Origin of the sequence: Acinetobacter sp. Ag2 (assembly GCF_001005515.1) — a bacterium.
Classification (GTDB): Bacteria; Pseudomonadota; Gammaproteobacteria; order Pseudomonadales; family Moraxellaceae; genus Acinetobacter; species Acinetobacter bereziniae.
In genome coordinates, this window is record NZ_LBNA01000043.1 from 1 (window position 1) to 26976 (window position 26976).

The window sequence follows — 26976 nt, forward strand, 5'->3', positions numbered from 1 at the left end:
GATCCATTTTTTAGATTAGAACAGTCGAGAAATAAAGAGTTTGGTGGAACTGGTTTAGGGCTGGCTGTGGTACACGCGATTGTGATTGCTCATCAGGGCACGATTAGATATCAAAATAAAGATTCGAATAGTGTTTTTACCATCCAAATTGAGCGCCATGAATAAGCGACGCTGAGCAAAAGTATTGCTAGAAATTGATTGATTTCTGGCAAGGATAAATTAACCTGAGTTAGATAAAAATCCTTGATGAAAGATGATACAGTCAAACCGCCTGACTATTCATACAAGTGATTTGGATGATTCATTTATTTTGTACTTTGTGAATCATAGATGGTCTTGCGATCGTGAGGCGACATGGATGTCGCCATGTTGAGCGGGGGTATGAGGATGTACCCCTCGCTCAACGAAAGATTTTTGTCACTTTTCATCTCTGAAAAGTGAGACATCGCCTACGCAAAACAATTTAAACTTTAGAAGTAAAGCGTGGCAGTGCAAGCTTTAGATCATCAAACAATCTATTGATCGCTTTCATTTTATTGATCAAGAGAAATGAAACGCTATTGATGGTTGCGCTTGCGGAGCTCCGCTCCTCATCCTAAAATTTGATGAAAACGCAGCAAGCCCCCATAAAGATTTATTATTTTTCAATGAGTTGAAGATTTAAATACATCAAGCTCAGGTTAAATATTCGAATTAGGGACTAAAAAGGCAAATCCCAATCGGATGAAATCGTTTATTCAAGTCAGATTTCCTTGATCTGACCAAAAAAGCAATCATAAATGAATATGAATAAAAACCCATCGGCTCGATGGGTAAAATATTTATTTCAGCTCTTTAAAATCTTGCTGACGCCATGCTTCATAAAGAATCACCGCAGTTGCATTAGATAAATTTAAACTGCGTGAATTCGGTGCCATAGGTAAACGAATCCAATGTTGCTGAGGAAACATCAATCTGACATCTTCAGGTAAACCACGTGTTTCTGGTCCCATTAGCAAAGCAACAGGACGATTTAAATCCGAGGTATGTGGTGTCTCAGTGCCTTTGGTCGTCAAAGGATAAATCGCATCAAGGTCAATCCCTTGATCCTTTAAATGTACCAAACATTCTGCAAAGTTTTCCCAAACTTTCATATGTGCCCATTCATGATAATCCAAACCAGCACGACGCAACTTCTTATCATCTAGCTCAAAACCCAAAGGTTTGACAAGATGTAATTGTGCACCAGTATTAGCACATAAACGAATGATATTCCCTGTATTTGCAGGAATTTCAGGTTCGTATAAAACAACATGAATCACGGGAGATCTCTACTTTTCAAAATCCAACCTAAATACTTAAAAAAGAGAATAACTCTTTCATCAACAAAAGATTAGAAAGATTTTATTGCCACTGTAACTGTTCACGCAAACTCACCACCTCACCAATAATGGTTAAGGTAGGTGCTTGTATATGATTTTCTTCAACTTTTGATGCAATGTCGGCCAAAGTTCCAACCACGACTTTTTGATCAGGTGTCGTACCTTTAGAAATTAAAGCCACTGGCATATTTGGACGTTGACCATGTGCAATCAAATTTTCACAAATTTTTTCCAATCCAACCAAGCCCATATATAAAACCAGTGTTTGATTTTCATAGACCAACTCACGCCATGGTAACTCAGGTGAACCTTCTTTGAGATGCCCTGTCAAAAACCGCACACTCTGTGCATAATCTCGGTGTGTCAGTGGAATTCCTGCATAAGCAGAACACCCCGATGCTGCTGTTACACCAGGTACGACCTGAAAGGCTATATTTGCAGCGAAAAGCTCTTGGATTTCTTCACCACCACGCCCAAAAATAAATGGATCACCACCTTTCAAACGGCATACACGCTTACCTTCAGCAGCATATTTGACCAGCAAAGCGTTGATTCCATCTTGAGGTACTGAATGATTTGATCGTGCTTTACCGACATATATCTTTTCAGCATCACGGCGACATAACTCTAATATGGGCGGTGAAACCAAGCGGTCGTAAATAATCACATCTGCTTGCTGCATGAGTCTCAATGCTTTTAATGTTAAAAGCTCAGGATCACCTGGTCCTGCTCCGACCAAATACACTTCACCTTTTGGCTTTTGCCATTTACCCAAGGCTTGCTCAATCAGGCGATCTGCCTCGATCAAGTTGTCATTAAACACCTGCTCTTTTAAAGGGCTGGCATATAAGTCTTCCCAAAAAATACGACGCTCATCTGGATTGATGATCTGTTCTTTCACTGCTTTACGCCATTTTCCAGAAAAATCAGCAAGCTTCCCCATCCCATGTGGAATAGCAGCTTCAAGTTGAGTGCGAATTTGTCTGGAAAGAACCGGAGAAGCACCATTAGTCGCAATTGAAATAACCAACGGTGAACGATCAATAATGGCAGGCACCATAAAACGACAATGCGGAGGATCATCTACACTATTGACCAATATATTGAGATCTTCACAACGCTCAAAAACAGCTTGGTTTACAGCTTTATCATTGGTTGCCGCAATCACCAAGCGATAATGACTTAGGCTGAGTTGTAGATTAAATTTTTCTGGATGATATTGCCCATGCGTAGAATGTACGAGCGCTAAAAGCTCTGCTTCTATGTCAGGGGCAATCACATAAATAACTGCACCCGATTTAGCCAATAATACCGCTTTGCGGTAGGCAATATGCCCACCACCAACAATCAGACAAGGTTGCCCTTGCAATTTTAATGAAATTGGGAAAATTTCCACAGTGTTCCTCAAAAGTTCAAATCTGATTGTACTAAGCAATATTTATGCACATAACTCACACATTGATCAGCAAATCATTGCTTAATCGATGAATGTTGCACCAGCCATGTACGGACGTAATACTTCTGGTACTTCGATAGAGCCATCCGCACGTTGATAATTTTCCATCACCGCCAACAAGGTACGCCCCACAGCCAAACCAGAACCATTCAAGGTATGCACCAGTTCAGTTTTCTTTTGGTCTGCACGATAACGAGCCATCATACGACGTGCTTGGAAGTCCCACATATTTGAACAAGAAGAGATCTCACGGTAAGTGTTTTGACTTGGTACCCAAACTTCTAAGTCATAAGTTTTACATGCGCCAAAGCCCATATCTCCGCCACATAAAACGATTTTACGATACGGTAAGCCCAATGCTTGTAAAATGCCTTCGGCATGTCCAGTCAACGCTTCCAAAGCATCCATTGAGTCTTCAGGCTTAACGATTTGAACCATTTCAACTTTGTCAAATTGGTGCTGACGAATCAAACCACGAGTATCACGACCATATGAACCTGCTTCACTGCGGAAACATGGTGTATGTGCTGCATACTTCAGAGGTAAACGATCAGCATCAATAATTTCATTACGAACAAAGTTGGTTACAGGAACCTCAGCCGTCGGAATCAAATAGTATTCTTTCTCACCTTGTAATTTGAATAAGTCTTCTTCAAATTTAGGTAATTGCCCTGTTCCACGCAATGAATCAGCATTAACAAGATAAGGGACATAAGCTTCGGTATAACCATTTTTAAGCGTATGAGTATCCAACATGAATTGGGTTAACGCACGTTGTAAACGCGCCAAAGGACCTTTGAGCACACTAAAACGTGTACCAGTCAGTTTTGTCGCAGTTTCAAACTCTAAGCCGCCCATCATTTCGCCAAGATCAGTATGATCTTTAATCTCGAAATCAAATTGACGTGGCGTTCCCCATTTCAGGATTTCGACATTATCACTTTCATCTTTACCTTCTGGTACAGACTCATGTGGTAAATTTGGAATAGACATCAATTTTGCTTCAAGCTCAGCCTGAAGTTCATTTAATTCTACTTCAGCTGCTTTGATTTCATCACCAATCGCACCCATACGTGCCATGATTTCAGAAGCATCCCCGCCGGATTTTTTGATTTGACCAACTTGTTTCGCACCCGAATTACGTTCCGCTTGTAAGTTTTCAGTTCTAGACTGAATTTCTTTACGGCGGGCTTCTAGTGATGCCCATTCTTCAACATTCAGTTGCACACCACGTTTTGCCAAGGCTAAATTAACTGCCTCGATATTATTTCGGATTAATTTTGGGTCGATCATAGTCAATCTAAAGTTAAGAAAAAAACTGGCTATAGTGTAAGCTCTTCACTGCAAAAAATACAGTGACAGAGCGTGTTAGCATTGTGAATTGTATGATTTGACAACATATTTATGATGTTGCTGGTTTATCTGTCTCTGCTTCAACCTGAGGTAAACTTGGTAAGTATTCGGGTTTAATCAAATCTTTCGCCGTTTGATATGGTAGTTTTAACTCTGGCATGCCTTCTGCATAAGAGGTTAATTCATACAATGGATAAACAAAGACAATTCCATTTACACCGTAATAATAATTATCGCTCAATTGCAACTTATCACGCGTAATATCCTTTTGAATCAACCAATTAGAGTTAGCATCATAAAGTTGCTCTGCAACTTTGGCTTCGACATTCGGTTTTAAAATATCGGTAAGCGCCAAGCGCTTTTGTGTGCTTAAATCAAAGGTCACATATTCATTATGATACATTCCATGCGCAGCTCCTGCTGCATAGGTATAGGTTTGAATCACAAAAGTGGCTAAATTATTTTGTTGAGAGATAAAACGCACATAAATTGAATTTTGATTGAGCCCTTTTGGAGATGTCTGCGCTTCGCTTTCGGCTGAAGCATGACCTTGGTCTTTCTCAAACGCGCCAGGTACATCTTTTTTAATTCGATTTAGAAAATAATCTTCAATCCAAGGTACATTGCTTTTTACGCTCTGCAAATCGTATTGAGTACAGCCCTCTTCATCACAGAACTGCTTTTTAATACCATCAACACGTTGAACTTTTGCTTGGATCAATGGAATTTGCGTCGATTTTGCAGTACTTGTCCCAGTTTGTTCTGCCTGAGGAGCAGGCTTTTCTTGACAACCTGTAGCGATCAGTAAGACTGAAAATAGTGCTGATACAACCAATCCTGTTTTTAAATTCACTTGCATTACCATGTCATAAAGCATAATTAGAGATTTCTTTTATCATAAAACTAGAAATTTCAAATTAATATTCATAATTGTTAATGACCAACATTTTACTCGAAAAATCGCTTTATTTTTTTGATCTCAATCCAACATAGATAAAGCTCATATATTTCTAAGGTCTCACTTTACAAGGGGCATCACAGCTTATTTATTTTGACTTTGTTCACGCATGAATAAATAAAAAAGCAACCCAAAGGTTGCTTCTTGTTGCAAAAAAAATTGCTTATTGATCAATAATATCTGTCCCCTTAGGAGGCACAAAATTAAAAGTTGAAGCAGGAATTGCAGCATTTACATTGACATTGTTAAAACGTACAGTAGTGGTTTGCCCCAATGAATCTTGCAAGATCATCAGTGTCGGTGCATTTTTAGCCCCAAAACTTATCGTTAAGCTTTGGAAAGCCCCATCTTTTTGCTTAGGATAAAGCGTGTAATAGGTTTTACCTGCATCTGGCTGAGTGATTCGATACGCTTTTTGAATCTGCTGGGTATTTCCACTTAATAACAATGCAGGCGTATTTGCCACTTGCTCATCTAAGCTCTGTCTAACGGCTTGTTGTAGATCAGGATCATAAATCCATACAGTACGTCCAGCAGTCACGATCGTCTGTTTTGCAGGCGTTGTCGTTTCCCAATAGAACTTTCCTGGGCGCTCGACTTTCATCGTCCCTTTAAAGGTCTGGTTCATATGCTGGGCGGTTAAGCCTTTTTTCTGTACAGCTTTACCCGCTTGTGTTGCTTTGGTGGTTTGTTCAAAATTAGCAGTAAAGCTTTTTACGCCACTGAGCTGTTTGACAAGGTTTGCTGTCGCTTGTTGCTCCGACGCAGCAGTCGCTGCAAAAACTGTTGTGCTCATGACTGGCGCAAGCAGAGCTGCACCTACGGCTACTGCACCCATCGTTTTACGAAGCATATTCATATGTTCACCTTTACTATGTCTGCATATCAAACTGCATGCAGGATGTTATTTAGATGACCTATCTTAAACTAAATCATGTCAGTAATAATTGAGAAAATAAGAAGTTTTGTATTGTTATTAGTGCAATATGTAGAAAACTATTCATCATGATGAAGAATAAATTTAATTTTAAGCAACAATTGAACATAAAAAAGCCCGCAATTAAGCGGGCTTTTTTGAACCATTAAAGCTTACACTTCAACAGATACATAGCGACGGCCAAATTGACCTTTCACTTCAAATTTGATTACGCCGTCAGCAGTAGCAAATAAAGTATGGTCACGACCCATACCTACGTTTGCACCAGCGTGGAATTCTGTACCACGTTGACGAACGATAATGTTACCAGCAGTCACAGCTTGACCACCGTACATTTTAACACCTAACATTTTAGGGTTCGAATCACGACCGTTTTTAGTCGAACCACCGGCTTTTTTAGTTGCCATGTCTCTATACTCCTAGTGATTAACCTGCGATCGCAGTAATTTTCAACTCGGTAAACCATTGACGGTGACCTTGTTGCTTACGGTAGTGCTTACGACGACGCATTTTAATAATACGGATTTTGTCATGACGACCGTGACCAACCACTTCTGCAGTTACTTTTGCGCCAGCTACAACTGGAGCACCGATTTGAATGCTTTCGCCATTCACAACCATTAATACATCATCAAATGTAATCGTTGCGCCTGTTTCAGCTTTCAACAATTCAACTTTAAGGGTTTCACCCTCAACAACACGGTGCTGTTTACCACCGCTTTGGATTACTGCGTACATAACGTACTCCAACTTGCCCGTGTCGTCGTGCCGATAAAGGAATATATCGATCTTAAAACGAACGCCACTGGGGGTTATACAAGGGCAAAGATTTTAAGTGATAATGAATTAAACAACAAGTCATTTTCATGAAATATTAACATTGCCTACAAATTAATCGCAATAATCACTTTTTTTTAAGGTTTAGCCCTTGAATATGTGAATTTTTTTATTAAATTGAAATAGATTTTTAAAACAAATCCGCTACTATGTAGCTCAAAACAACAACGTGCAGAATATTTAATGTTTTATGCTTTTTTGGACAATTAAAGAACAAATCATTAAGATTCAGGCACGATGTCTGCTTCCAAAAGCAACATTCAGACATATTCATTGTTACACTAACGACTTATAACGCATTTGCATGAGGCTCCCACCCGATGACCATCGACTTTAAGCAAGATATTCTCGCTCCTGTTGCAACAGACTTTGCTGCGATGGACAAGTTTATTAATGAAGGGATTACCTCAAAAGTTGCTTTGGTGATGGCGGTCAGTAAGCATGTGGTTGAAGCTGGCGGAAAACGTATGCGCCCCATTATGTGTTTACTTGCAGCAAAAGCTTGCGGTGCAACAGACACGCAAATGGAGCCCTACCGTAAACTGGCTGCCATTATTGAAATGTTGCACACGGCAACATTGGTTCACGATGATGTCGTTGATGAGTCAGGTTTGCGTCGTGGTCGTCCAACTGCAAACGCAACATGGAATAACCAAACAGCAGTTTTAGTAGGTGACTTCCTGATTTCACGTGCATTTGACTTGCTGGTTGATCTGGACAATATGGTGTTGTTAAAAGATTTTTCGACAGGAACCTGTGAAATTGCTGAAGGTGAAGTTTTACAACTTCAGGCACAACATCAACCTGAAACCACAGAACAAACATATTTAGATATTATTCACGGTAAAACTTCACGTTTATTTGAATTAGCAACAGAAGGCGCTGCTATTCTTGCTGGTCAACCTCAATATCGTGAGCCACTCCGTCTTTTTGCTGGACATTTTGGCAATGCCTTCCAAATCATCGATGATATTTTAGACTATACCTCTGACGCTGAAACATTAGGTAAAAATATTGGTGATGATTTGATGGAAGGAAAACCAACTTTACCTTTAATCTCTGCTTTAGCGAATACACAAGGCGAAGAACACGAAATTATTCGTAAGAGTATTGCAACTGGCGGGACAGCAGATTTAGAACGTGTGATTCAAATCGTTCAAACTTCTGGTGCTTTAGATTATTGTAGTCGCCGTGCAAATGAAGAAACACAAGCTGCGATCCAAGCACTGAGTCATTTACCTGAATCTAAATACCGTCAAGCATTGTATAACTTGGCGCAACTTGCCTTACATCGCATTCAATAGAATTTAACAAGGCCTATGCATATACATTTTAATGATCTTTTTCTCCTTATGCAGGAACAACTTGATGATCCCAAAGTTGTTCCAAATCCTGATATTTTAATCGAGCTAGTCAAACGGATCAGACCCAATGACACACGTAACCTAGAAGAAATTGAAAATAAATTCAATTCATTAATTCAATCTCTACTCATTACGCCTAATGCATCTTCAGCATTTCAAGGTTACTTACTCAAGCTAGTCAATCATTACAAACAAGCCGGGCTATATGCCGACAGTGGCATATTATCCTTAGATGGTTTCTGGAATCAGCTTGGGCAACGTATTGGTGCTCACTTTCTTCCTTTATTACCTGATGAAACAGAACTAAAAGATTTAGTCGGTAAGGTTTTTTATCAACGCAGTGATAAATATTGGCTTGAAAATATTGATTCAGCGCATTGGAAACAGTTATTTCAACTTCTCAATCAAGGGCATCGTTATAGCAATGATAAACTTGGTATTAAACGCGATATAATTAAAGCGATTACCGTACTCTCCTACCGTATTAGTGGTATTGGTTTATATCCAGAGTTTATCAATGCTTATCCTGAATTACAGGAATATGAATCTCCATTTTTAGTCCAAAACCGTGAAATCGTTGAATTTATAGAAGCTTATAAAAAACAACACCGCGATCAGGATCAATATGCTGTCACTGTTCCACCAGATGCAGATCAAGCCTTGGTGATGATTGAACAGTGTCGTGATGTGGTGTTCAAAGTTCGTCGAGCAATTAAGCGAATTGGTGTCAGTCTAAGTTTGACCTATTTATTGTCACTGCTTGAACAATGTTTGGATCGTATAGAACTATTATTGAATCTTTTGGTAGAAGATGATCAGATTCGTTATGCATTGTGTGGAGAACTACTGACTGACTTGGTTGATGCGCATTATAGTGAAACGAGTGTTCGTGATTTACTCAAAACCAATAGTGAATTGATTGCTCTACAAGTTACAGAAAATGCCAGCAAAACAGGCGAACATTACGTAAGTACTGATAAAAAAGGCTTCTTGGGTATGTATCAAGCAGCAGCAGGTGCTGGTGTGATCATTGCCACAATGGCAACCCTTAAAATCCTCTCTGCACGTTTAGTACTCGCGCCTTTTATGCATGCTTTTCTGTATAGCATGAATTATTCACTGGGTTTTATTCTAATTCATGTTTTACACTTTACGGTTGCCACCAAACAACCAGCAATGACTGCTGCAGCACTTGCCTCGACAGTACAGCATCAAAAAGGATCAAAAACGGCACAAATCGCAGAACTTGCAGGTCTGATTATTAATATTATTCGCACTCAGTTTATTGCGATTTTAGGCAATATTTCGATTGCAATACCAACAGCTGCACTCATCACCTATTTATGGCAATTGGCAATGGATGAACCTTTGCTCACACATGCCAAAGCCACGACTTTACTGCATAGCTTGAATCCGTTTACCTCCCTTGCCATTCCACATGCAGCAATTGCCGGTGTTTGTTTATTTTTATCGGGATTAATTGCTGGATATTTCGACAATATGTCGGTTTATCGCAAGGTCGGACCACGCCTGAAAGCTCACACCAAATGGAAGAAATTTTTAGGACAGGAACGACTCAATAAATTTGCGGATTATGTTGAACGCAATTTGGGTGCACTGGCAGGTAATTTCCTCTTTGGTATCATGCTTGGAAGCATGGGAACCATTGGTTTTATCTTGGGTTTACCTTTAGATATTCGCCATATTGCTTTTGCATCTGCAAACTTTATTCAAGGTTTAATGACGATTAATGGCTCTCCAGATATCGGTTTGATTATCGTTTCTTTTCTGGGTGTTTTATGTATCGGTTTAACCAACTTATTTGTAAGTTTTACTTTAACGATTATCGTTGCACTCCGAGCAAGGCAAGTGCGCTTTTCCCAATGGAAACCTTTGGCAAAACTTATATTTACCCATTTTTCAACGCGCCCAATTGATTTTTTCTGGCCACCAAAACAACCGTTACAGCTTGAAGACGAAGCAACACCACAAAACAAACTAAATCACTAAACTTTTTGTTATTTTTTGTGCAAAATGTCAAATATTTTACAAAAAGAAATTAGTATAAATTACCTAATTTTACTCACTTGAAAAAAAGTGTACTGGCGAGTACACTTCAGTGCATTAAATAAACTTAACGTACATGTTTTTATACTCTAGGTCATTTTATGCCTTATGTATTGCTCCTTATTGGCTGTATAAGTTTACTTATTGGGAGTATTGGTTTAACCATAAACCAAGTACAACTATTTGATTTATCAAGTGTTGTATGGATGAGTTCACACCGTTTAGATTTTTTAAATGGTATTGCGCTTAGCCTATCCTATCTAGGCGGCTTACCGTCAATGATCGTGATTGCAGGGCTATGTAATGTATATTTCATACGCCTAAAACAGTATGCAAACATACTGATGATCAGTATTGGGTTACTTGGTGCTTCAGCGATTGGTTGGATAATTAAATATCTAGTCAATCGCCCACGACCTGATGAAATCTACCAGATGGTGCAAACCTATGGTGCTTCATTTCCCAGTGCTCACAGTATTTATGCTGCTATTGTATGTTGTTCGATTATGTTTATATTTCAAAAGCATCACCACGTTAAATGGATTGGCTTGGCGGGCTTTTTATGGTTTCTAAGCATGGGGGTCTCTAGAATTTATCTGGGAGCACATTTCCCAACTGATGTACTCACTGGATGGGGTATAGGTTTCATATGGGCTGCTATTTTATGGTTCATATTGACACCAGAAACGTTAAGTCAGAACAAATTATTTTTAGATAAGAATCTAAACGAGGTGGAATAATGATGTCGGCAAAGCTTTGGGCTCCTGCCCTTACTGCTTGTGCTCTCGCAACAAGTATTGCACTTGTAGGTTGCAGCAAAGATCCTAAATCAGCACAAGAAGCTGGTGGTGCTGCCCAAAAAATGCCGCCGACTGAAGTTGGTGTCATTGTTGCTCAACCACAAAGCGTTGAACAAACTGTAGAACTTTCTGGTCGTACTTCAGCATATCAAATATCTGAAGTTCGTCCGCAAACAAATGGTGTGATTTTAAAACGTTTGTTTACGGAAGGTAGTTTTGTTCGTGAAGGTCAACCTCTTTACGAGATTGATTCGAGAGTTAACCGTGCAAACTTAGACAATGCAAAAGCAGCTTTAGTACGTCAGCAAGCGAATTTAAATTCATTACAAGTGAAAGCAAATCGTTATCGCCAACTTGTTGGCATTAACGCCGTGTCTAAACAAGAATATGATGACTTACTTGCTCAAATAAAACTTGCAGAAGCAGATATTGCTGCTTCAAATGCGACTGTTAAAAATGCACAAATTGACCTAGGCTATTCAACTGTTCGTTCGCCTATTTCTGGTCAATCAGGTCGTTCATCTGTTACTGCTGGTGCTTTAGTCACAGCCAATCAGGCAAATGCTTTAGTGACAATTCAACAACTTGATCCAATTTACGTAGACATCAGCCAATCAAGTGCTGAGTTGTTACGTCTACGTCAACAGTTGAGTCAAGGTAGCATTGATCGCAGTAACAACACAAAAGTACGCTTAAAACTTGAAGATGGTAGTTACTACCCTGTCGAAGGAAATCTGGCATTTTCTGACGCAAGTGTAAACCCAGAAACAGGTTCGGTGACCCTACGTGCTGTGTTCTCAAATCCAAATCACTTGTTATTGCCAGGTATGTTTGCCAACGCGCAAATCGTACAGGGTGTGATTCCAAATGCTTACTTGGTTCCGCAAGCTGCGATTACACGTACGCCAACAGGTCAAGCCATTGCAATGATTGTCAATGCAAAAGGTGCTGTTGAAAGTCGTCCAATCACAACTGCAGGTGTTCATGGCAAAGATTGGATCGTCACTCAAGGTTTAAATACAGGTGATAAAGTCATTGTTGATGGTATCGCGAAAGTTAAACCTGAACAGGAAGTGGTTGCTAAACCTTATCAACCAAAAGCTGAAGCTCAACCTGGACAAGCTGCGCCTAAACCAGCAACAGCTGCTCAACCTGCGGCTCAGCAAGAAAAAAACAGTGAACAAAAATCTACTTCACATGCTTAAGGGGTAGACTGAATGGCTCAATTCTTTATTCATCGTCCGATTTTTGCATGGGTAATTGCATTAGTCATTATGTTAGCGGGTGTACTCACGCTGACAAAAATGCCCATTGCACAATATCCGACGATTGCACCACCGACTGTCACCATTTCTGCGACATATCCAGGTGCATCTGCTGAAACTGTTGAGAATACAGTTACACAGATTATCGAACAACAAATGAATGGCTTGGATGGCTTACGTTACATCTCATCTAACAGTGCGGGTAACGGTCAGGCGTCAATCCAATTAAACTTTGAACAAGGTGTCGATCCAGATATCGCCCAAGTTCAAGTACAAAACAAATTACAGTCAGCAACTGCGCTTTTGCCTGAAGATGTACAACGTCAAGGTGTGAAAGTGACCAAGTCTGGCGCAAGTTTCTTACAGGTACTTGCATTCTATTCTACACAAGACAGCCTTTCTGCAAATGACATTAAGGACTATGTAAACTCAAACATTTCAGAACCATTAAGCCGTGTGGCGGGTGTGGGTGAAGTGCAAGTGTTTGGTGGTTCATATGCGATGCGTATTTGGCTTGATCCTGCAAAATTAACAAGTTTAGGGCTTACACCGAGTGATGTTGCAGCAGCAATTCGTGCACAAAACTCACAGGTTGCTGTAGGTCAATTAGGTGGCGCGCCATCTGTTGATGGGCAAGTGCTGAACGCAACGGTTAATGCGCAAAGCATGTTGACCACACCTGAACAGTTTAAAAACATCTTCTTGAAAAATACCAGTGATGGTGCTCAAGTACGTTTAGGTGATGTTGCTCGTGTTGAATTAGGTGCGGACAACTATCAGTTTGACTCGAAGTACAATGGTAAACCTGCTGGCGGTGTTGCAATTAAACTTGCGACGGGTGCCAATGCATTAGATACAGCGAAAGCAGTTGAAGCACGTTTGGTTGATTTACGTAAGAACTACCCTGCTGGCATGAAAGATGAATTGGCATTTGATACAACGCCGTTTATTCAACTGTCGATTGAAAGTGTGGTTCATACCTTAATCGAAGCGGTTATTCTTGTATTCTTTGTCATGTTCTTGTTCTTACAGAACTGGCGCGCAACGATTATTCCAACAATGGCTGTTCCAGTGGTTGTGTTGGGTACCTTTGCTATCATCAATCTATTTGGATTCTCAATCAATACACTGACCATGTTTGCGATGGTTCTGGCGATTGGTCTCTTGGTGGATGATGCCATCGTTGTGGTCGAAAACGTTGAACGGGTCATGCAGGAAGATCATCTAGATCCAGTCACTGCCACAGAACTTTCAATGAAACAGATTTCTGGTGCATTGGTAGGTATTACCTCAGTATTGACTGCTGTATTCGTTCCAATGGCATTCTTTGGGGGTACAACAGGTGTAATTTATCGACAATTCTCGATCACGCTCGTGACTGCGATGGTGCTTTCATTAATTGTTGCTTTAACATTTACGCCTGCACTGTGTGCGACTATTTTGAAACAGCATGATCCAAACAAAGAACAAAGCAATAACATCTTTGCACGTTTCTTCCGTTGGTTTAACAATGCTTTTGATCGTACTGCGGAAAAATACCAAAATGGTGTAAACCGCATGACTCACCATAAAATATTCTCAGGAATTATTTATGCTGTTGTCGTTGGTGTATTGGTCACTGTATTTATCAAAATGCCGTCTTCATTCTTACCTGAAGAAGATCAGGGTATTGTAATGACCTTGGTACAATTACCACCAAATGCAACCTTGGATCGTACTGGTAAAACCATTGATACCATGACCAACTATTTCTTAAATAAAGAAAAAGATTCGGTTAAATCTGTATTTAGTGTGGCTGGTTTCTCCTTCACTGGGGTCGGTCAAAATGCGGGGCTTGCTTTCATTCGTTTGAAAGATTGGGAAGAACGTACAACACCTGAACAACAGATTGGTGCAGTCATTCAACGTGGTATGGCACTCAACATGATCATCAAAGATGCATCATATGTTATGCCACTGCAATTGCCTGCAATGCCTGAATTAGGTGTAACTGCTGGTTTTAACTTGCAGTTAAAAGATCCAGGTGGTCAAGGTCATGACAAACTGATTGCTGCTCGTAATGCGATCTTGGGCATGGCGTCACAAGACAAACGTCTTGTCGGTGTACGACCAAATGGTCAAGAAGATACGCCTCAGTATCAAATCACAATCGACCAAGCGCAAGCAGGTGCGATGGGTGTAAGCATTGCTGATATCAACTCAACCATGAGCATGGCTTGGGGTGGTTCTTATATCAATGACTTCGTTGACCGTGGTCGTGTGAAGAAAGTTTATGTCCAAGGTGATGCGAATGCTCGTATGATGCCTGAGGACTTAAACAAATGGTATGTGCGTAATAGCAAAGGTGAAATGGTTCCATTCTCTGCTTTTGCAACAGGCAAATGGACTTATGGTTCACCTCGTCTAGAACGTTACAATGGTGTTGCCTCAGTCAACATTCAAGGTACGCCAGCCCCTGGTGTCAGCTCTGGTGATGCGATGGCAGCAATGGAAGAAATCATTGCCAAATTACCATCTATGGGCTTGTCAGGTTATGACTATGAATGGACAGGTTTATCATTAGAAGAACGTGAGTCTGGCGCTCAAGCACCATTCTTGTATGCGCTTTCATTATTGATTGTATTCTTGTGTCTTGCAGCACTCTATGAAAGCTGGTCGATTCCATTCTCAGTATTACTTGTGGTTCCATTAGGTGTATTGGGTGCGGTGTTATTGACATATTTCGGTATGATCATTAAAGGGGATCCAAATCTTTCCAATAACATTTACTTCCAAGTGGCACTCATTGCAGTCATCGGTTTGTCTGCGAAGAATGCGATTTTGATTGTAGAATTTGCGAAAGAGTTGCAAGAAAAAGGCGAAGAGCTATTTGAAGCTACATTGCATGCTGCAAAAATGCGTTTACGTCCAATCATTATGACAACTTTGGCGTTTGGTTTCGGTGTACTCCCTCTTGCTCTGTCAACAGGTGCAGGCGCTGGTAGCCAACACTCAGTCGGATATGGTGTATTGGGTGGTGTGATTAGTTCAACACTTTTAGGTATCTTCTTTATTCCTGTATTCTTCGTATGGATTCGTAGTATCTTTAAGTACAAACCTAAAAATCAAAATATTCAGGAGCATAAATCGTGATGCAAAACGTATGGTCTATTTCAGGTCGTAGCATTGCGGTATCTGCACTTGCGCTTGCTTTGACAGCTTGTCAAAGCATGCGTGGCCCAGAACCGGTAGCTCAAGCGAACATACCTACGAGTTATATTGATAATGGCACGGGTACGTCCATTGCTTCACAAGGCTATAAAGAGTTTTTTGCAGATCAACGCTTGCTTCAAGTGCTTGATCTTGCTTTAGCCAACAACCGTGATTTACGTACAGCAACATTGAATATTCAACGTGCACAACAAGCTTATCAAATCACTGAAAACAATCAGTTACCTACGATTGGTGCAAGTGGCGGTGTTTTACGTCAAGACCAAGGCATGGGTGCTCAGACACGTTATAACGTTGGTCTAGGTGTAACTTCTTATGAGTTGGACTTTTGGGGTCGTGTAAAAAGTTTAAAAGACAATGCACTAGATACTTATCTATCGACTGCAAGTGCACGTGATGCAACGCAAATCAGCTTAATAGGTCAAGTTGCACAGGCTTGGTTAAATTATTCTTTTGCGACAGCACAACTTAAACTGGCTGACCAAACACTCAAAGCTCAACTCGATTCTTATAACCTCAACAAAAAACGTTTTGATGTGGGTATTGACAGTGAAGTTCCTGTTCGTCAGGCACAGATCTCCGTTGAAACTGCTCGAAATGATGTTGCAAACTATAAGACTCAAATTGCTCAAGCTCAAAACCTGTTGAACCTGCTTGTGGGACAAACAGTTCCTGATAATTTGCTGCCTAAACAACGTGTAACACGTATTACCACAAATTCAGCATTTGCTGCTGGCTTGCCAAGTGACTTGTTGAACAACCGTCCTGATGTTAAAGCAGCAGAATATAAACTTTCAGCTGCGGGTGCGAATATTGGTGCTGCTAAAGCACGTTTATTCCCAACCATTAGCTTGACGGGTTCTGCGGGTTATGCGTCGACAGATTTAAGTGATTTGTTTAAATCTGGCTCATTCGTATGGTCTTTAGGTCCTAGCCTTGATATTCCACTATGGGATTGGGGTACTCGTAAAGCGAACATTAAAATTTCAGAAACAGATCAACAAATTGCGTTGTCTGATTATGAAAAATCTGTTCAATCTGCTTTCCGTGAAGTGAATGATGCTTTAGCGACACGTCAAAATATTGGTGATCGTCTATCTGCACAGAAACGTTTGGTTGATGCGACCAATACGACCTATAAACTTTCAAATGCCCGTTTCCGTGCAGGTATTGACAGTTTCTTATCGGTATTAGATGCGCAACGTACTTCATATTCTGCTGAACAAGGTTTGTTACTTTTAGAACAAGCCAATTTAAACAATCAAATTGAAGTGTATAAAACCTTAGGTGGTGGTCTGAAAGCCAATACTTCAGATCAAATTGCACAGCCTGCTTCTTCGTCTGAATTGAAATATCATCCAAACGATAAAAAGTAAGTAAAATCAAATTGATCATAAAAGCTCACTTCGGTGGGCTTTTTTTATTGCATTTTGGAGCAGAATTTTCTATGTTGGAAACAAATCATCATTATTGAATATTGAAAAACAATGAAATTAAGCAATTTGGAAACTGTTCCTGCCCACAATATTAAGCAACAACTTGATGTGGTTTACGGAAGTACTGTTCGAAGCAAGCATGTCGGTCGTGATTTGATGGCTGGTTTAAAGAATATTGTGGGCGGTGAACTGAAAGGCTATACCGAATTATTAGAAGAATCGCGCCAAGAAGCCATGAATCGAATGATTGAAAAAGCACAAGCTTTGGGTGCCAATGCTATTGTGGGGATTCGTTTTTCCACCTCAAATATTGCACAAGGCGCATCAGAACTTTTTGTTTATGGTACAGCAGTAATTGTTGAGCCAAAGCAAACACAACTTCCCGACCCATTTTCAAATTAGGCAACGTAAATGGATGGTTTAATTTTTAAAATCGGATTAACACTGGTTCTGTTTTTTATTGGATGGGGCTTCGGGCGATTCATTGAACAAAGGCATCTAAAGGAATTGGCGGAAAAAGAACAACGCCTTGCACATATTCGTATTGATACCAATAAGTTTCAGACTTCTGAACGTCAAGGGCAATTGATCAGTAGTAATGTGGTCATTTCTCATGATTACTTTAAATACATCATTGCACAAATTCAGAATTTTTTTGGCGGACGTTTAACCACTTATGAAACTGTAGTTGATCGTGCACGGCGCGAAGCAATTGTACGTTTAAAACAAGAAGCTGAGAAAGTAGGATCAACCCATATTATGGGCTTACGTTTAAGTACAACCGAACTCGGCATGCAAGGCGGCATGGTTGAAGTGTTTGCTTATGGTACGGCAACCTAATAATTGTATGTGTTTAAACATCGATCATTCGTTTTGTTCTGTACAAAAATGAATGATCTTGATTTACTTCAGCTAGCCAGATCACGGATAATCTCAGGATTGATTCAACTGTTATATCCTAGATTTGGTTGTAAAAAACTACAACTTTTTAATGATGCACATCGGCTTGGCTTAATGAAAAATTTAACACTGCAACTTAGCATAGGATTGATCACCATGCTTCCATTGAGCATAAAAGCAGAATTAATTGTACTTGCCTCACCACAAAGCCATGATAAATATTATTCAAAAGTCATCGATGACATTTTTGATTTTCATGTCGATTATGCGAAAAAAATTATTCAACATGGTGATAATGTTGTAATTTTAACCGATCAAAAGCTTTATCCAGATTATGTCAAAGCTTTGGGAAAACAGCATGTTGCTATAGCGCCAATGCAAGATATTTGGATGCGTGATTTTAGTAGTGCTAATCCCAATCAACCTATTCTTTTTCGTTATACAGCAGCAGGACAAGGTGGAGGCAAAAAAGCTCAAGCCATTTCCGATGATGTTCAAGCAGACTTTAAAGCATATAGTCAAAAAGCAGGACTGCAATTTATCCAAACTCCATTACTGAACGATGGTGGTAATTGGGTTGAAGATGGTTATGGGAATGTGGTGATCAGCACTAAATTTTTATCTGATAATCATTTATCTGAAACTGCTGCACGGCAAAAACTAATTCAACTGACGAGTGCAAAACATATTGCATTTATTGAAGCAGATGAACAAGGTGGCTTAGAACATGCAGATGGAGTAGTCAGCTTTATCGAAAAAGAAACAGTTGTCATCAACTCATATCCAGAAGATCTTGACTATTCGAAACAACTCAAAGCAGATTTGCAACGAGGTATTCCCAACATCAAGATTCATGAGATTGTGACGCCTTATGATGGCAGCCAAATTTATGATGAAAAATTTGGTTCCGCTTGTGGCTTATATACCAATATGCTGGTAACTCCTGAACGGATTTATTTTCCACAATTTGGGATCAAACAGGATGCTGTTGCACTGCAACAGATTCGCCGACTGACCAAACGAACCGTTATTCCTGTTCAATCCGCTCAAGTCTGCAAAATGGGTGGTGGTGTTCGGTGTATGTCATGGCAGTTGAGAGGGAAAAATGCGGAATTGATGTCTAAATTTTTAATCAAAGCACCTTAACGCTTAACCAAGACTACAGACCATAAACCAAGATCTACCTTGTTGTTAATATTGATATTCATCTTTATAACTTTGAGGAATTTGATATTGATTGCCATCAAATTTTAATGTGAAACGTTGCTGTTTGAATTGATGATTCACCTCTTGGCATTCCTCAGCGACTATTTGCATCTGATAACGTTTAATTTTGCTATTGACCAGAATATCGGTATATTTTTTGGTTTGATTTTTCTGCATCACTAGCGTAGAAGTACGCTCTTCTGCATCCGCATTACAATCCATATCTGTTTCTGCACGATCTCGGGTGACAATCAAACTGTCCAAAATTTGCTTTTTATTTTTCAGATCATATAAATTTAAAAGTTGCATGGAAAATGGATTGGGCTGTGAATGCCCTGAATAATTCAATCTCAATCCCAATGCACGATTTGATTCAGTGACTTTATAATTTGCTGTATCCAACTCAATTGAATCCAAACTAATTGCATCAGAAACCATAGGTTCAGTAACACGATAATGATCTATAACCTTTAAGTTTTCAGGCTTAAACTTGATTAAATCCAAATAATATTCACCTTCTTCTGGACGATCTTTAACAGAAATCCACTGAGCATAAGCCATGATCATCGATGAATCATCAACAGGGTCAGATTTACAGTGAATCAATGACTGTTCAGCCTTCGTAATTTTGGCTTGTTTCAAGACCTTGTTGACCACTTGATGATCATCACACAGACCAGCATAAGCAGCGCCACTTAAAACAAAAGATAAGCCACTTATTTTAAATATAATTTTTATAATTTTTTGCATGCGTATCTCATATAACATAAGTGTATGGACAGATATTTATAGATAGATCAATTGCTACTAGATGTATTTAAATAAAGTAGCTTCAATTACTTCACTTTCATCTTGCGGATCATCTTATACAAAGTTGTAGGAGACAAACGTGATACCCACACCCCCAACTTTTCTTTAGCTCCACCGACTACAATATACTCTTGACCATTTAAAAGCGCTGAAACAGTTTGCTTTGCAAAATCATCAGCTTCCAAGCCATTTTCAATTGCTTCATCTTGATGTGCTTGTGGCTTACCTGCCCCATTTAAAGCATTAAATGAAACGTTGGTTTTCACAAAACCAGGGAAAATCACCGAAACTTTTACCCCATCCTGCGCCACTTCAGCCCGTAGACTGTTTGCCCACATATGAATAGCCGCCTTTGCCGCTGAGTATGTTGCACGATATTGTGTTCCTAACAGCCCAGCAACACTTGAGACATAAGCAATTCGTCCTGATTTTTGAGCAATAAATGTAGGTAATACCAATTTAGTCAAAAAAACTTGTGAAAAATAATCAATTTCCATGATTGCACGTTCGGTCTGCATACTGGTTTCTGTAATCAATGCTCTTTGACTTAAACCGGCATTATTGATCAACAAATCTATACGCCCTTTTTGATCAAGGACCTGTTCATAAGCATGACGAACTTGTGCTTCATCAGTAATATCCATTGCTACGGAAAGATGATGATCAGGGTGAAGCAAACTTACACGAACTTTTTCCAGCTCTTCAAAACGTCTAGCACTTAAGATCACCTGCGCACCCTGCAATGCACATTCCGCAGCTAAAGCTTTACCAATACCTGATGATGCACCCGTAATCCAAACCACCTTTCCATCTAAACTTTCCATGTAACTATGCTCTTGAATAGGACAAATAAATATTAGACCACGAGGCAGGTCAAATCAATCAGGCATCTTTATTTAGACTTTAAGCCTCAACCAAAAACTTACTAAAATGTTTCGCATAATGTTGAGCTTTTTCAGGGTGACTTGGATTATATTCCTCACCCACTTTTTCTAAGCGCTTATACCCTGTACTGGTGATCATATTGATTACTCCATTTAAGGTCTTATCAACGACAAAATTAAATTTTAACAATGTCTTAGGATCACGGATAAACTCAGATACGCCCAGATCAATAATTTTAACTAAATTTTTTAAGGTTGCTGGTAAAGCATGCGTGTCACCAGCAATCACTTTTTGGATGTTACTGCTCGCTTCTTCTCCAAGATGGCGATCTAATTGGTAATACATTACCACCTCGCTTGCATCTGAATCCTCAAATTTTTTAAGAATATGATTTGCTACTGGTTTTAAACGATCATTACTAAAAAAGGAAATCGACCAAGGCATATATTTTTTAAAAGCCCCTTCGATTTGAGAAAAAATTTGTTCAGCCTCTTTCAGCTTTTTTTGACCAGTTGCATCTAATGTGGGGTTATTACGCTGTTCTTCGAGTAAAGCTCCAAAAACTTGATCTAATACTTGGCAAGACATATCCGTAAACACATTGCCCAATTGTTTTGCCAAATCCCGCTTTTCCCCATTATTTAAATTTTGAGTAATACTTTTCAACTCTTGATAAGTGTGTTGTTTGATTAATAAATCAATTTTATATTGCATTGCACTACACCCTGTTGTTGTTTTATCCGACTAGATTTGATCTTAACAAAACCATATAAATGTTGCATTGTCTTTAAATACTCTCACCGACATCGCAACTCAATAAAATAATGTCAATAAATCAATAACCTAAAAAAACTATTTGTAAATATGACCAAGTTAAAAACTTTTATTTTCCAACATTTGTCATATTTTTTAGCAAAAAATTCAATCAAAACTAAGATTATTCATATTTAATTTATTCAACGTAAATACTCCACAACAGGATTCAACATTCCTGAAGAATATTTGCTACAATGAATGCAATTTTTTACTTACTTTTGATCTGTTTTTACTATGACTGATTCAGCGCAAAACATTGCTACGACCTACGATCCTACCGAGATCGAGAAAAAATGGTACAAGACTTGGGAAGAGAAAGGTTATTTCCAACCTTCTCGTAAAGGCGACTCATTCTGCATCATGATTCCGCCACCGAACGTCACAGGTAGCTTGCACATGGGTCATGGTTTTAACAATGCCATCATGGATGCTTTGACACGTTATAACCGTATGTCTGGTAAAAATACCCTTTGGCAACCAGGTACCGACCATGCAGGTATTGCGACGCAGATGGTGGTTGAACGTCAATTGGCTGCCCAAGACATCAGCCGTCATGACCTTGGTCGTGAGAAATTCATTGATAAAATCTGGGAATGGAAAGAACAATCTGGCGGAACAATTACCCGTCAAATTCGCCGTCTTGGTTCATCTGTAGACTGGTCACGTGAACGCTTTACCATGGATGATGGTCTTTCAAATGCAGTTAAAGAAGTATTTGTAAAACTGCATGAGCAAGGCTTGATTTATCGTGGAAAACGCCTTGTTAACTGGGATCCAAAACTACAAACTGCGCTTTCTGATTTAGAAGTTGAATCTGATAAGGAAGAACAAGGTTCATTGTGGCACTTCAAATATTTCTTTGAAGATCAATCACTACGAACTCACGATGGTAAAAATTACATCGTCGTTGCAACAACACGTCCAGAAACTTTACTTGGTGATACTGCCGTTGCTGTTGCACCAGATGATGAACGTTATGCGCATCTTGTCGGTAAAAATATTATTTTACCTATCACAGGTCGTGCGGTTGCGATTGTTAAAGATGAATATGTGGACAAAGAATTCGGTACAGGCTGTGTAAAAATCACCCCTGCACACGACTTCAATGACTATGAAGTGGGTAAACGCTGTGAACTCGCAATCATCAATATTTTCAACAAAAATGCCGAAATTTTGGCTGAGTTTGAATATATTGCCAAAGCAGGTGAAGCGATTTCTAAAACGATTCCTGCACCAGCAGACTATGTTGGTTTAGAACGTTTTGCTGCGCGTAAAAAGTTAGTTGAGCAAGCTGAAGCGGAAGGTTGGTTAGAACAAATTCAGCCTTATACATTGAAGCCACCTCGTGGTGATCGTTCTGGCGTAATCATTGAACCTCTCTTAACTGACCAATGGTATGTAAAAATTGCACCTTTGGCTGAACCTGCAATCCAAGCAGTAAAAGATGGTGAAATCAAATTCGTTCCAGAGCAATACAGCAACATGTATATGGCTTGGATGAACAACATTCAAGACTGGTGTATTTCACGTCAACTCTGGTGGGGTCACCGTATTCCTGCTTGGTACGATGCTGAAGGCAACATCTATGTTGGTCGTTCTGAAGAAGAAGTTCGTACGAAAAACAATATTGCGGCTGATGTTGAATTAAACCAAGATGAAGATGTACTCGACACATGGTTCTCTTCAGGTCTTTGGACATTCTCAACATTGGGCTGGACCGGCGATGAAGCGAAAGATAAAGAAAACTATTTCTTAAATACGTTCCATCCTACAGATGTTTTGGTCACAGGTTTTGACATCATTTTCTTCTGGGTTGCCCGAATGATCATGATGACCATGCACTTCATGAAAAATGAAGATGGTACACCACAAGTTCCATTTAAAACTGTGTATGTTCACGGTTTGGTGCGTGATGGTGAAGGTCAAAAAATGTCTAAATCTAAGGGGAACGTACTTGATCCTTTAGATTTGATTGATGGTGTAGATCTTGAAACCTTAGTACAAAAACGTACAACAGGTTTAATGAATCCTAAACAAGCTGCCAAGATCGAAAAATCAACTCGTAAAGAATTCCCAGAAGGTATCCAAGCTTACGGTACAGATGCGGTTCGTTTCACATTCTGTGCACTTGCCAATACGGGTCGTGACATCAAGTTCGATATGAAACGTGTTGAGGGCTACCGTAACTTTGCCAACAAAATCTGGAACGCAACACGTTTCGTGATGATGAACTGTGAACAACAGCCGATTGGTCAGGAAGTCCGTCAAGATCTTTGGGAACTTCCTGAACAGTGGATTGTCAGCCGTTTACAAAAAGCAGAAGCTGCTGTTCAACAAGCGTTTGCGACCTATCGTTTAGATTTGGCTGCACAAGCGATTTATGAGTTCATCTGGAATGAATACTGTGACTGGTATGTAGAACTGACTAAGCCTGTACTCAATGATGAAAATGTATCGACTGAGCGTAAAGCTGAAGTTCGCCGTGTTCTTCTTTCAGTGATGGAAGCATCTTTGCGTCTTGCGCATCCAATCATGCCATTCTTGACTGAAGAAATCTGGCAAACACTTGCAGCAATGATTGGTCTCCAAGGCGAAACCATCATGTTGGCACAATATCCTGTACCAAATCCTGAACGTATCAACGAACAGGCTGAAGCAGATATGCTTGGATTACAAGGTTTGATTGGTGCGGTACGTAATATCCGTGGTGAGATGGGCTTAGGTAATGCCCGTTTATTGCCAGTATTGCTACAAAACACAACAGATGCCGAAAAAGCGCAGATTGCACGTATTGAACCATTGTTTAAAGCATTGGCTAAAGTTGAAAGTATTACTTTCCTAACAGATGCTGAACAACCGCCATTGTCATCGTCTTCTGTTGTGGGTCGTATATCTGTATTTGTTCCAATGAAAGGCTTGATTGATCCTAAAGCTGAACTTGGGCGTTTGCAAAAAGACTTAGATAAAGTGCAAAAGCAACATGATCAGATTGCATCTAAACTTGCCAATGAAGGTTTTGTGGCGAAAGCGCCTGCTGCGGTGGTTCAAGGTGAAAAAGCCAAGCTTACTGAGTTTGCTGATCAGTTGGTGAAAATCAAAGCCAATATGGAACAGATTGCGGCGCTTTAATTTAAGCTTGTAATTTTGTCTTAGAAGAAGGAAGCTTAATTAAGCTTCCTTCTTTTTTGAGTAGAATAATCATGGTTATTGAAAAATTAAAACAACATTTCATCAATCAAAATTTACGTATCAATCAGCCAACGACACTGTTAGAAATAATAAAATTCGAACAAAAATACGAGGTTAAACTTCCACAAATTTTTAAAGAATATTTTATTTTATTCAATGGTACAGGTGAAGCCAATTTTGGTGATGAGGGCTATTCGTTCTTTTCTTTAACTGAATTTAAACCGACAAAAGACTTAAAAGGTCTAGAAAACTTTCCTCATGCGAATTGTTTTGTATTTTCAGAATTCTTACTCTGGATAACTGCATATGCCGTCAAACTAGATGAATATGGTAATGAATTAGGCATTTATGAAATCTGTAACACGCACAATAAGGTTTGTAATCATGAGGATAATTTCATTGCTCATTAAATAATTATTCTATACACAATGGAGATCCCTCTCCTTTTAGGAGAGGGTGGAAGTATGCTCTTTCAATATCATTCCAAGAATGTATCACAGCAAAGTCACTACTCTTTCAGTTGATCCAAAGCTGTCCCCTGTACAGGATTTCTTTTCCAATAATAAGGTTGAAAAAAACGAAGCAACAAACGCCACGGTGTCATCCAGACGATACGCGCATTGCGCTTATTATTTTGGCTTATACGTTTTGCCAAATAACCACACACTTGCTCAGGTGGGTCGATCACAAACATAAATAGCCATTTCATTTTGTGCCAGTTTTTAACTTCACCTTGTTGCCAAGAAGAAATCAACAAATCTGTTGCCACCATTCCAGGGCTTAAGGTACCAATCAAAATATTGCTTTGTTTGGCTTCTTTATTTAATGCATGATTTAGATAGGCAACTGCCCGCTTACTGGTTGCATAAGGCGTCATTCCTGCGCTCCATTCGCCACGGCTGCCCCAACCTTCCATATTAAAAATTTGCCCAAAACCTTGTTGAGCCATACCTTTTAACGCCACTTGTGAACCCAGCATCGTACCAAGTATATTGGTTTTAATCACATTTTCTATGTCAGTATAAGTAATGTCTATAAAGGTTCTTGCCGCATTACACGTACCAGCATTATTGATCCAGACATTGACCTGACCAAATTTTAAAATTGTTTCATCCCATAATTTTTGGAGATCTTCATACTGAGCCACATCACAACAGACGCCACAAATTCGCTGAGCTGAATAACGTACCCCTAAATCAGCAACTACTTGATTGAGTTGAGTACTATTCCGTGCTGAAATCATGACTGACCAACCCAGCTTTAAAAAAGCTTCCGCTAAGCCTAAACCAATTCCACGAGTTCCACCGGTAATCACAACAGATACAATTTGATCAGAATTTGAAACAATCAAAATATTCTCCACTGACCTGTTCAACCAAGCTAAGTAAATGTGAATTAACAACCATACAATCTAAGCTCAATTTAGGACATTTGACCTCACAAAAGCAATTTTTAAGATAGAATCTGAGGTATCGAAAATAAATAAATTACTTAAATCACATGAATCATCATTTTTTTCTTGGAACTTTAATCATTTTTCTTGTTGGGTGTCATGAAAAGCCTGCCACGTCAATAGAAGATAAAGCAACTGACTTAACGGCAGTGCAAAAAAATCTACAGCAAGTTAAACCTGCTGTTACTCCAGCTCAAACATTACCGACCAAATCAGCAACAGAGCAACTGGTCAATAATCCTACACCACTGTCACAAGGCTATCACATAGATACGACTTATTTAAAACACCCCTTATTGGTTGACCTTAATGGAGATGGCAAACGAGATGCCTTTCGTGTATTGAAAAATCCAAATCAAAAAGGCATGAAATATCTTTTTGAATTTCGGATCTCCGACAGCGACAAGGTTTATTACTATAAAAGTGAAGAAGAAGGTGAAGATCTTGATATTTTTGGACGCTTTGAAGTTGCGCCAAAAACAGGTATCTATATTGATGAAAAATATCGCTTCGGTGAAAACGGAGACATCATCGCTGATGAGCAAATTGATCCTAAACACTATCTAAAATTTAAAGGAGATGGTGTTCAGGTGAATGTGATTGAAGAAACTTGTGGCGCATCTGTTTTCTTCTTAGACAACAATAGAATCAAACGAATTTATCTGTGTTAATC

Annotated in this window: 24 protein-coding genes; 13 read left to right on the plus strand and 11 right to left on the minus strand. The window is 39.4% G+C overall.

Annotation, left to right across the window (positions count from 1 at the left end; genetic code table 11):
- Positions 1–165, plus strand: a 165-nt coding sequence (locus AAV97_RS20840) for an ATP-binding protein (protein ID WP_265597204.1), incomplete at its 5' end; no start/stop codon positions are given.
- Positions 166–821: 656 nt separating this feature from the next.
- Here the strand turns inward: AAV97_RS20840 and AAV97_RS07345 are convergent.
- From AAV97_RS07345 to rplU, 7 genes are all read right to left on the minus strand, one after another.
- Entirely contained in the window at positions 822–1301 is a 480-nt protein-coding gene (locus tag AAV97_RS07345; protein ID WP_046760232.1) for a tRNA (cytidine(34)-2'-O)-methyltransferase, read from the minus strand.
- An 82-nt stretch (positions 1302–1383) separates the two neighbouring features.
- Positions 1384–2757 carry a siroheme synthase CysG gene (cysG, locus tag AAV97_RS07350; RefSeq protein ID WP_046760233.1) on the minus strand — a complete coding sequence of 458 codons (1374 nt, stop codon included), beginning with the start codon at positions 2755–2757 and terminating at the stop codon, positions 1384–1386.
- An 81-nt stretch (positions 2758–2838) separates the two neighbouring features.
- Complete coding sequence (serS, locus tag AAV97_RS07355) at positions 2839–4110, minus strand: serine--tRNA ligase (RefSeq protein ID WP_004828219.1); 1272 nt, start codon at positions 4108–4110, stop codon at positions 2839–2841.
- A gap of 109 nt (positions 4111–4219) precedes the next feature.
- Entirely contained in the window at positions 4220–5047 is an 828-nt protein-coding gene (locus AAV97_RS07360; protein WP_081409726.1) for an RsiV family protein, read from the minus strand.
- Positions 5048–5291: 244 nt separating this feature from the next.
- The gene (gene lolA / locus AAV97_RS07365; protein WP_004828215.1) at positions 5292–5987 is read right to left on the minus strand and encodes an outer membrane lipoprotein chaperone LolA; all 696 of its coding nucleotides are present in this window, start codon (positions 5985–5987) and stop codon (positions 5292–5294) included.
- Positions 5988–6217: 230 nt separating this feature from the next.
- Entirely contained in the window at positions 6218–6472 is a 255-nt protein-coding gene (gene rpmA / locus AAV97_RS07370) for a 50S ribosomal protein L27 (protein ID WP_004828213.1), read from the minus strand.
- A gap of 19 nt (positions 6473–6491) precedes the next feature.
- Entirely contained in the window at positions 6492–6803 is a 312-nt protein-coding gene (gene rplU / locus AAV97_RS07375; protein WP_004828211.1) for a 50S ribosomal protein L21, read from the minus strand.
- A gap of 419 nt (positions 6804–7222) precedes the next feature.
- Between rplU and sdsA the strand changes: the two genes are divergently transcribed.
- From sdsA to AAV97_RS07420, 9 genes are all read left to right on the plus strand, one after another.
- On the plus strand, positions 7223–8206 hold the full coding sequence (sdsA, locus tag AAV97_RS07380; RefSeq protein ID WP_004828209.1) for an All-trans-nonaprenyl-diphosphate synthase: 984 nt from the start codon (positions 7223–7225) through the stop codon (positions 8204–8206).
- Positions 8207–8221: 15 nt separating this feature from the next.
- Positions 8222–10276 carry a site-specific recombinase gene (locus AAV97_RS07385; RefSeq protein ID WP_026040307.1) on the plus strand — a complete coding sequence of 685 codons (2055 nt, stop codon included), beginning with the start codon at positions 8222–8224 and terminating at the stop codon, positions 10274–10276.
- A 158-nt stretch (positions 10277–10434) separates the two neighbouring features.
- Positions 10435–11073: a phosphatase PAP2 family protein gene (locus AAV97_RS07390; RefSeq protein ID WP_009585614.1), complete on the plus strand. Its 639-nt coding sequence runs from the start codon at positions 10435–10437 to the stop codon at positions 11071–11073.
- Positions 11073–12338: an efflux RND transporter periplasmic adaptor subunit gene (locus tag AAV97_RS07395; RefSeq protein WP_046760235.1), complete on the plus strand. Its 1266-nt coding sequence runs from the start codon at positions 11073–11075 to the stop codon at positions 12336–12338. Before AAV97_RS07390 ends, AAV97_RS07395 begins: the two co-directional genes overlap by 1 nt.
- A gap of 12 nt (positions 12339–12350) precedes the next feature.
- Positions 12351–15530: a multidrug efflux RND transporter permease subunit AdeJ gene (gene adeJ, locus AAV97_RS07400; RefSeq protein WP_009585584.1), complete on the plus strand. Its 3180-nt coding sequence runs from the start codon at positions 12351–12353 to the stop codon at positions 15528–15530.
- A complete protein-coding gene (adeK, locus tag AAV97_RS07405) occupies positions 15530–16984 on the plus strand; it encodes a multidrug efflux RND transporter AdeIJK outer membrane channel subunit AdeK (RefSeq protein WP_004828201.1) in 1455 nt (484 codons plus the stop codon). Before adeJ ends, adeK begins: the two co-directional genes overlap by 1 nt.
- A gap of 111 nt (positions 16985–17095) precedes the next feature.
- Positions 17096–17446, plus strand: coding sequence for a YbjQ family protein (locus AAV97_RS07410; RefSeq protein ID WP_004828198.1), 351 nt, complete (start codon positions 17096–17098; stop codon positions 17444–17446).
- Positions 17447–17455: 9 nt separating this feature from the next.
- Positions 17456–17884 (plus strand): YbjQ family protein, encoded by a 429-nt coding sequence (locus AAV97_RS07415; RefSeq protein WP_042089342.1) that lies wholly within the window; start codon positions 17456–17458, stop codon positions 17882–17884.
- A 174-nt stretch (positions 17885–18058) separates the two neighbouring features.
- On the plus strand, positions 18059–19090 hold the full coding sequence (locus AAV97_RS07420) for an agmatine deiminase family protein (protein ID WP_042089413.1): 1032 nt from the start codon (positions 18059–18061) through the stop codon (positions 19088–19090).
- A gap of 45 nt (positions 19091–19135) precedes the next feature.
- Here AAV97_RS07420 and AAV97_RS07425 read toward each other — a convergent pair whose 3' ends face one another.
- The 3 genes from AAV97_RS07425 to AAV97_RS07435 all read right to left on the minus strand — a co-directional run bounded on the left by AAV97_RS07425 (position 19136) and on the right by AAV97_RS07435 (position 21559).
- The gene (locus tag AAV97_RS07425) at positions 19136–19900 is read right to left on the minus strand and encodes a hypothetical protein (protein ID WP_042089343.1); all 765 of its coding nucleotides are present in this window, start codon (positions 19898–19900) and stop codon (positions 19136–19138) included.
- A gap of 86 nt (positions 19901–19986) precedes the next feature.
- Positions 19987–20784 (minus strand): SDR family NAD(P)-dependent oxidoreductase, encoded by a 798-nt coding sequence (locus AAV97_RS07430; RefSeq protein ID WP_046760236.1) that lies wholly within the window; start codon positions 20782–20784, stop codon positions 19987–19989.
- A 79-nt stretch (positions 20785–20863) separates the two neighbouring features.
- Positions 20864–21559 (minus strand): hypothetical protein, encoded by a 696-nt coding sequence (locus AAV97_RS07435; protein ID WP_004828190.1) that lies wholly within the window; start codon positions 21557–21559, stop codon positions 20864–20866.
- A 336-nt stretch (positions 21560–21895) separates the two neighbouring features.
- On the opposite strand from AAV97_RS07435, the gene AAV97_RS07440 reads away from it, so the two are divergent.
- Both AAV97_RS07440 and AAV97_RS21190 read left to right on the plus strand, forming a co-directional pair.
- A complete protein-coding gene (locus AAV97_RS07440; protein ID WP_046760237.1) occupies positions 21896–24790 on the plus strand; it encodes a valine--tRNA ligase in 2895 nt (964 codons plus the stop codon).
- Positions 24791–24861: 71 nt separating this feature from the next.
- Positions 24862–25260 (plus strand): SMI1/KNR4 family protein, encoded by a 399-nt coding sequence (locus tag AAV97_RS21190; protein WP_171249357.1) that lies wholly within the window; start codon positions 24862–24864, stop codon positions 25258–25260.
- A 98-nt stretch (positions 25261–25358) separates the two neighbouring features.
- Here AAV97_RS21190 and AAV97_RS07445 read toward each other — a convergent pair whose 3' ends face one another.
- The gene (locus AAV97_RS07445; protein ID WP_046760249.1) at positions 25359–26201 is read right to left on the minus strand and encodes an SDR family NAD(P)-dependent oxidoreductase; all 843 of its coding nucleotides are present in this window, start codon (positions 26199–26201) and stop codon (positions 25359–25361) included.
- Between the two features lie 149 nt (positions 26202–26350).
- Here AAV97_RS07445 and AAV97_RS07450 point away from each other — a divergent pair, with 149 nt between their 5' ends.
- Entirely contained in the window at positions 26351–26974 is a 624-nt protein-coding gene (locus tag AAV97_RS07450; RefSeq protein WP_046760238.1) for a hypothetical protein, read from the plus strand.
- The last annotated feature ends 2 nt before the right edge of the window (positions 26975–26976 follow it).

Excerpts from the sequence above, each read along its gene's own strand:
- lolA (WP_004828215.1), bottom strand. The coding sequence starts at position 5,987 with ATGAATATGCTTCGTAAAACGATGGGTGCAGTAGCCGTAGGTGCAGCT.
- rplU (WP_004828211.1), bottom strand. The coding sequence starts at position 6,803 with ATGTACGCAGTAATCCAAAGCGGTGGTAAACAGCACCGTGTTGTTGAG.
- AAV97_RS07430 (WP_046760236.1), bottom strand. The coding sequence starts at position 20,784 with ATGGAAAGTTTAGATGGAAAGGTGGTTTGGATTACGGGTGCATCATCA.
- AAV97_RS07385 (WP_026040307.1), top strand. The coding sequence starts at position 8,222 with ATGCATATACATTTTAATGATCTTTTTCTCCTTATGCAGGAACAACTT.
- AAV97_RS07425 (WP_042089343.1), bottom strand. The coding sequence starts at position 19,900 with ATGCAAAAAATTATAAAAATTATATTTAAAATAAGTGGCTTATCTTTT.
- serS (WP_004828219.1), bottom strand. The coding sequence starts at position 4,110 with ATGATCGACCCAAAATTAATCCGAAATAATATCGAGGCAGTTAATTTA.
- sdsA (WP_004828209.1), top strand. The coding sequence starts at position 7,223 with ATGACCATCGACTTTAAGCAAGATATTCTCGCTCCTGTTGCAACAGAC.
- AAV97_RS21190 (WP_171249357.1), top strand. The coding sequence starts at position 24,862 with ATGGTTATTGAAAAATTAAAACAACATTTCATCAATCAAAATTTACGT.
- AAV97_RS07395 (WP_046760235.1), top strand. The coding sequence starts at position 11,073 with ATGATGTCGGCAAAGCTTTGGGCTCCTGCCCTTACTGCTTGTGCTCTC.
- AAV97_RS07410 (WP_004828198.1), top strand. The coding sequence starts at position 17,096 with ATGAAATTAAGCAATTTGGAAACTGTTCCTGCCCACAATATTAAGCAA.
- AAV97_RS07415 (WP_042089342.1), top strand. The coding sequence starts at position 17,456 with ATGGATGGTTTAATTTTTAAAATCGGATTAACACTGGTTCTGTTTTTT.
- AAV97_RS07360 (WP_081409726.1), bottom strand. The coding sequence starts at position 5,047 with ATGCTTTATGACATGGTAATGCAAGTGAATTTAAAAACAGGATTGGTT.
- AAV97_RS07450 (WP_046760238.1), top strand. The coding sequence starts at position 26,351 with ATGAATCATCATTTTTTTCTTGGAACTTTAATCATTTTTCTTGTTGGG.
- AAV97_RS07435 (WP_004828190.1), bottom strand. The coding sequence starts at position 21,559 with ATGCAATATAAAATTGATTTATTAATCAAACAACACACTTATCAAGAG.
- adeK (WP_004828201.1), top strand. The coding sequence starts at position 15,530 with ATGCAAAACGTATGGTCTATTTCAGGTCGTAGCATTGCGGTATCTGCA.
- AAV97_RS07440 (WP_046760237.1), top strand. The coding sequence starts at position 21,896 with ATGACTGATTCAGCGCAAAACATTGCTACGACCTACGATCCTACCGAG.
- AAV97_RS07420 (WP_042089413.1), top strand. The coding sequence starts at position 18,059 with ATGAAAAATTTAACACTGCAACTTAGCATAGGATTGATCACCATGCTT.
- adeJ (WP_009585584.1), top strand. The coding sequence starts at position 12,351 with ATGGCTCAATTCTTTATTCATCGTCCGATTTTTGCATGGGTAATTGCA.
- rpmA (WP_004828213.1), bottom strand. The coding sequence starts at position 6,472 with ATGGCAACTAAAAAAGCCGGTGGTTCGACTAAAAACGGTCGTGATTCG.
- AAV97_RS07390 (WP_009585614.1), top strand. The coding sequence starts at position 10,435 with ATGCCTTATGTATTGCTCCTTATTGGCTGTATAAGTTTACTTATTGGG.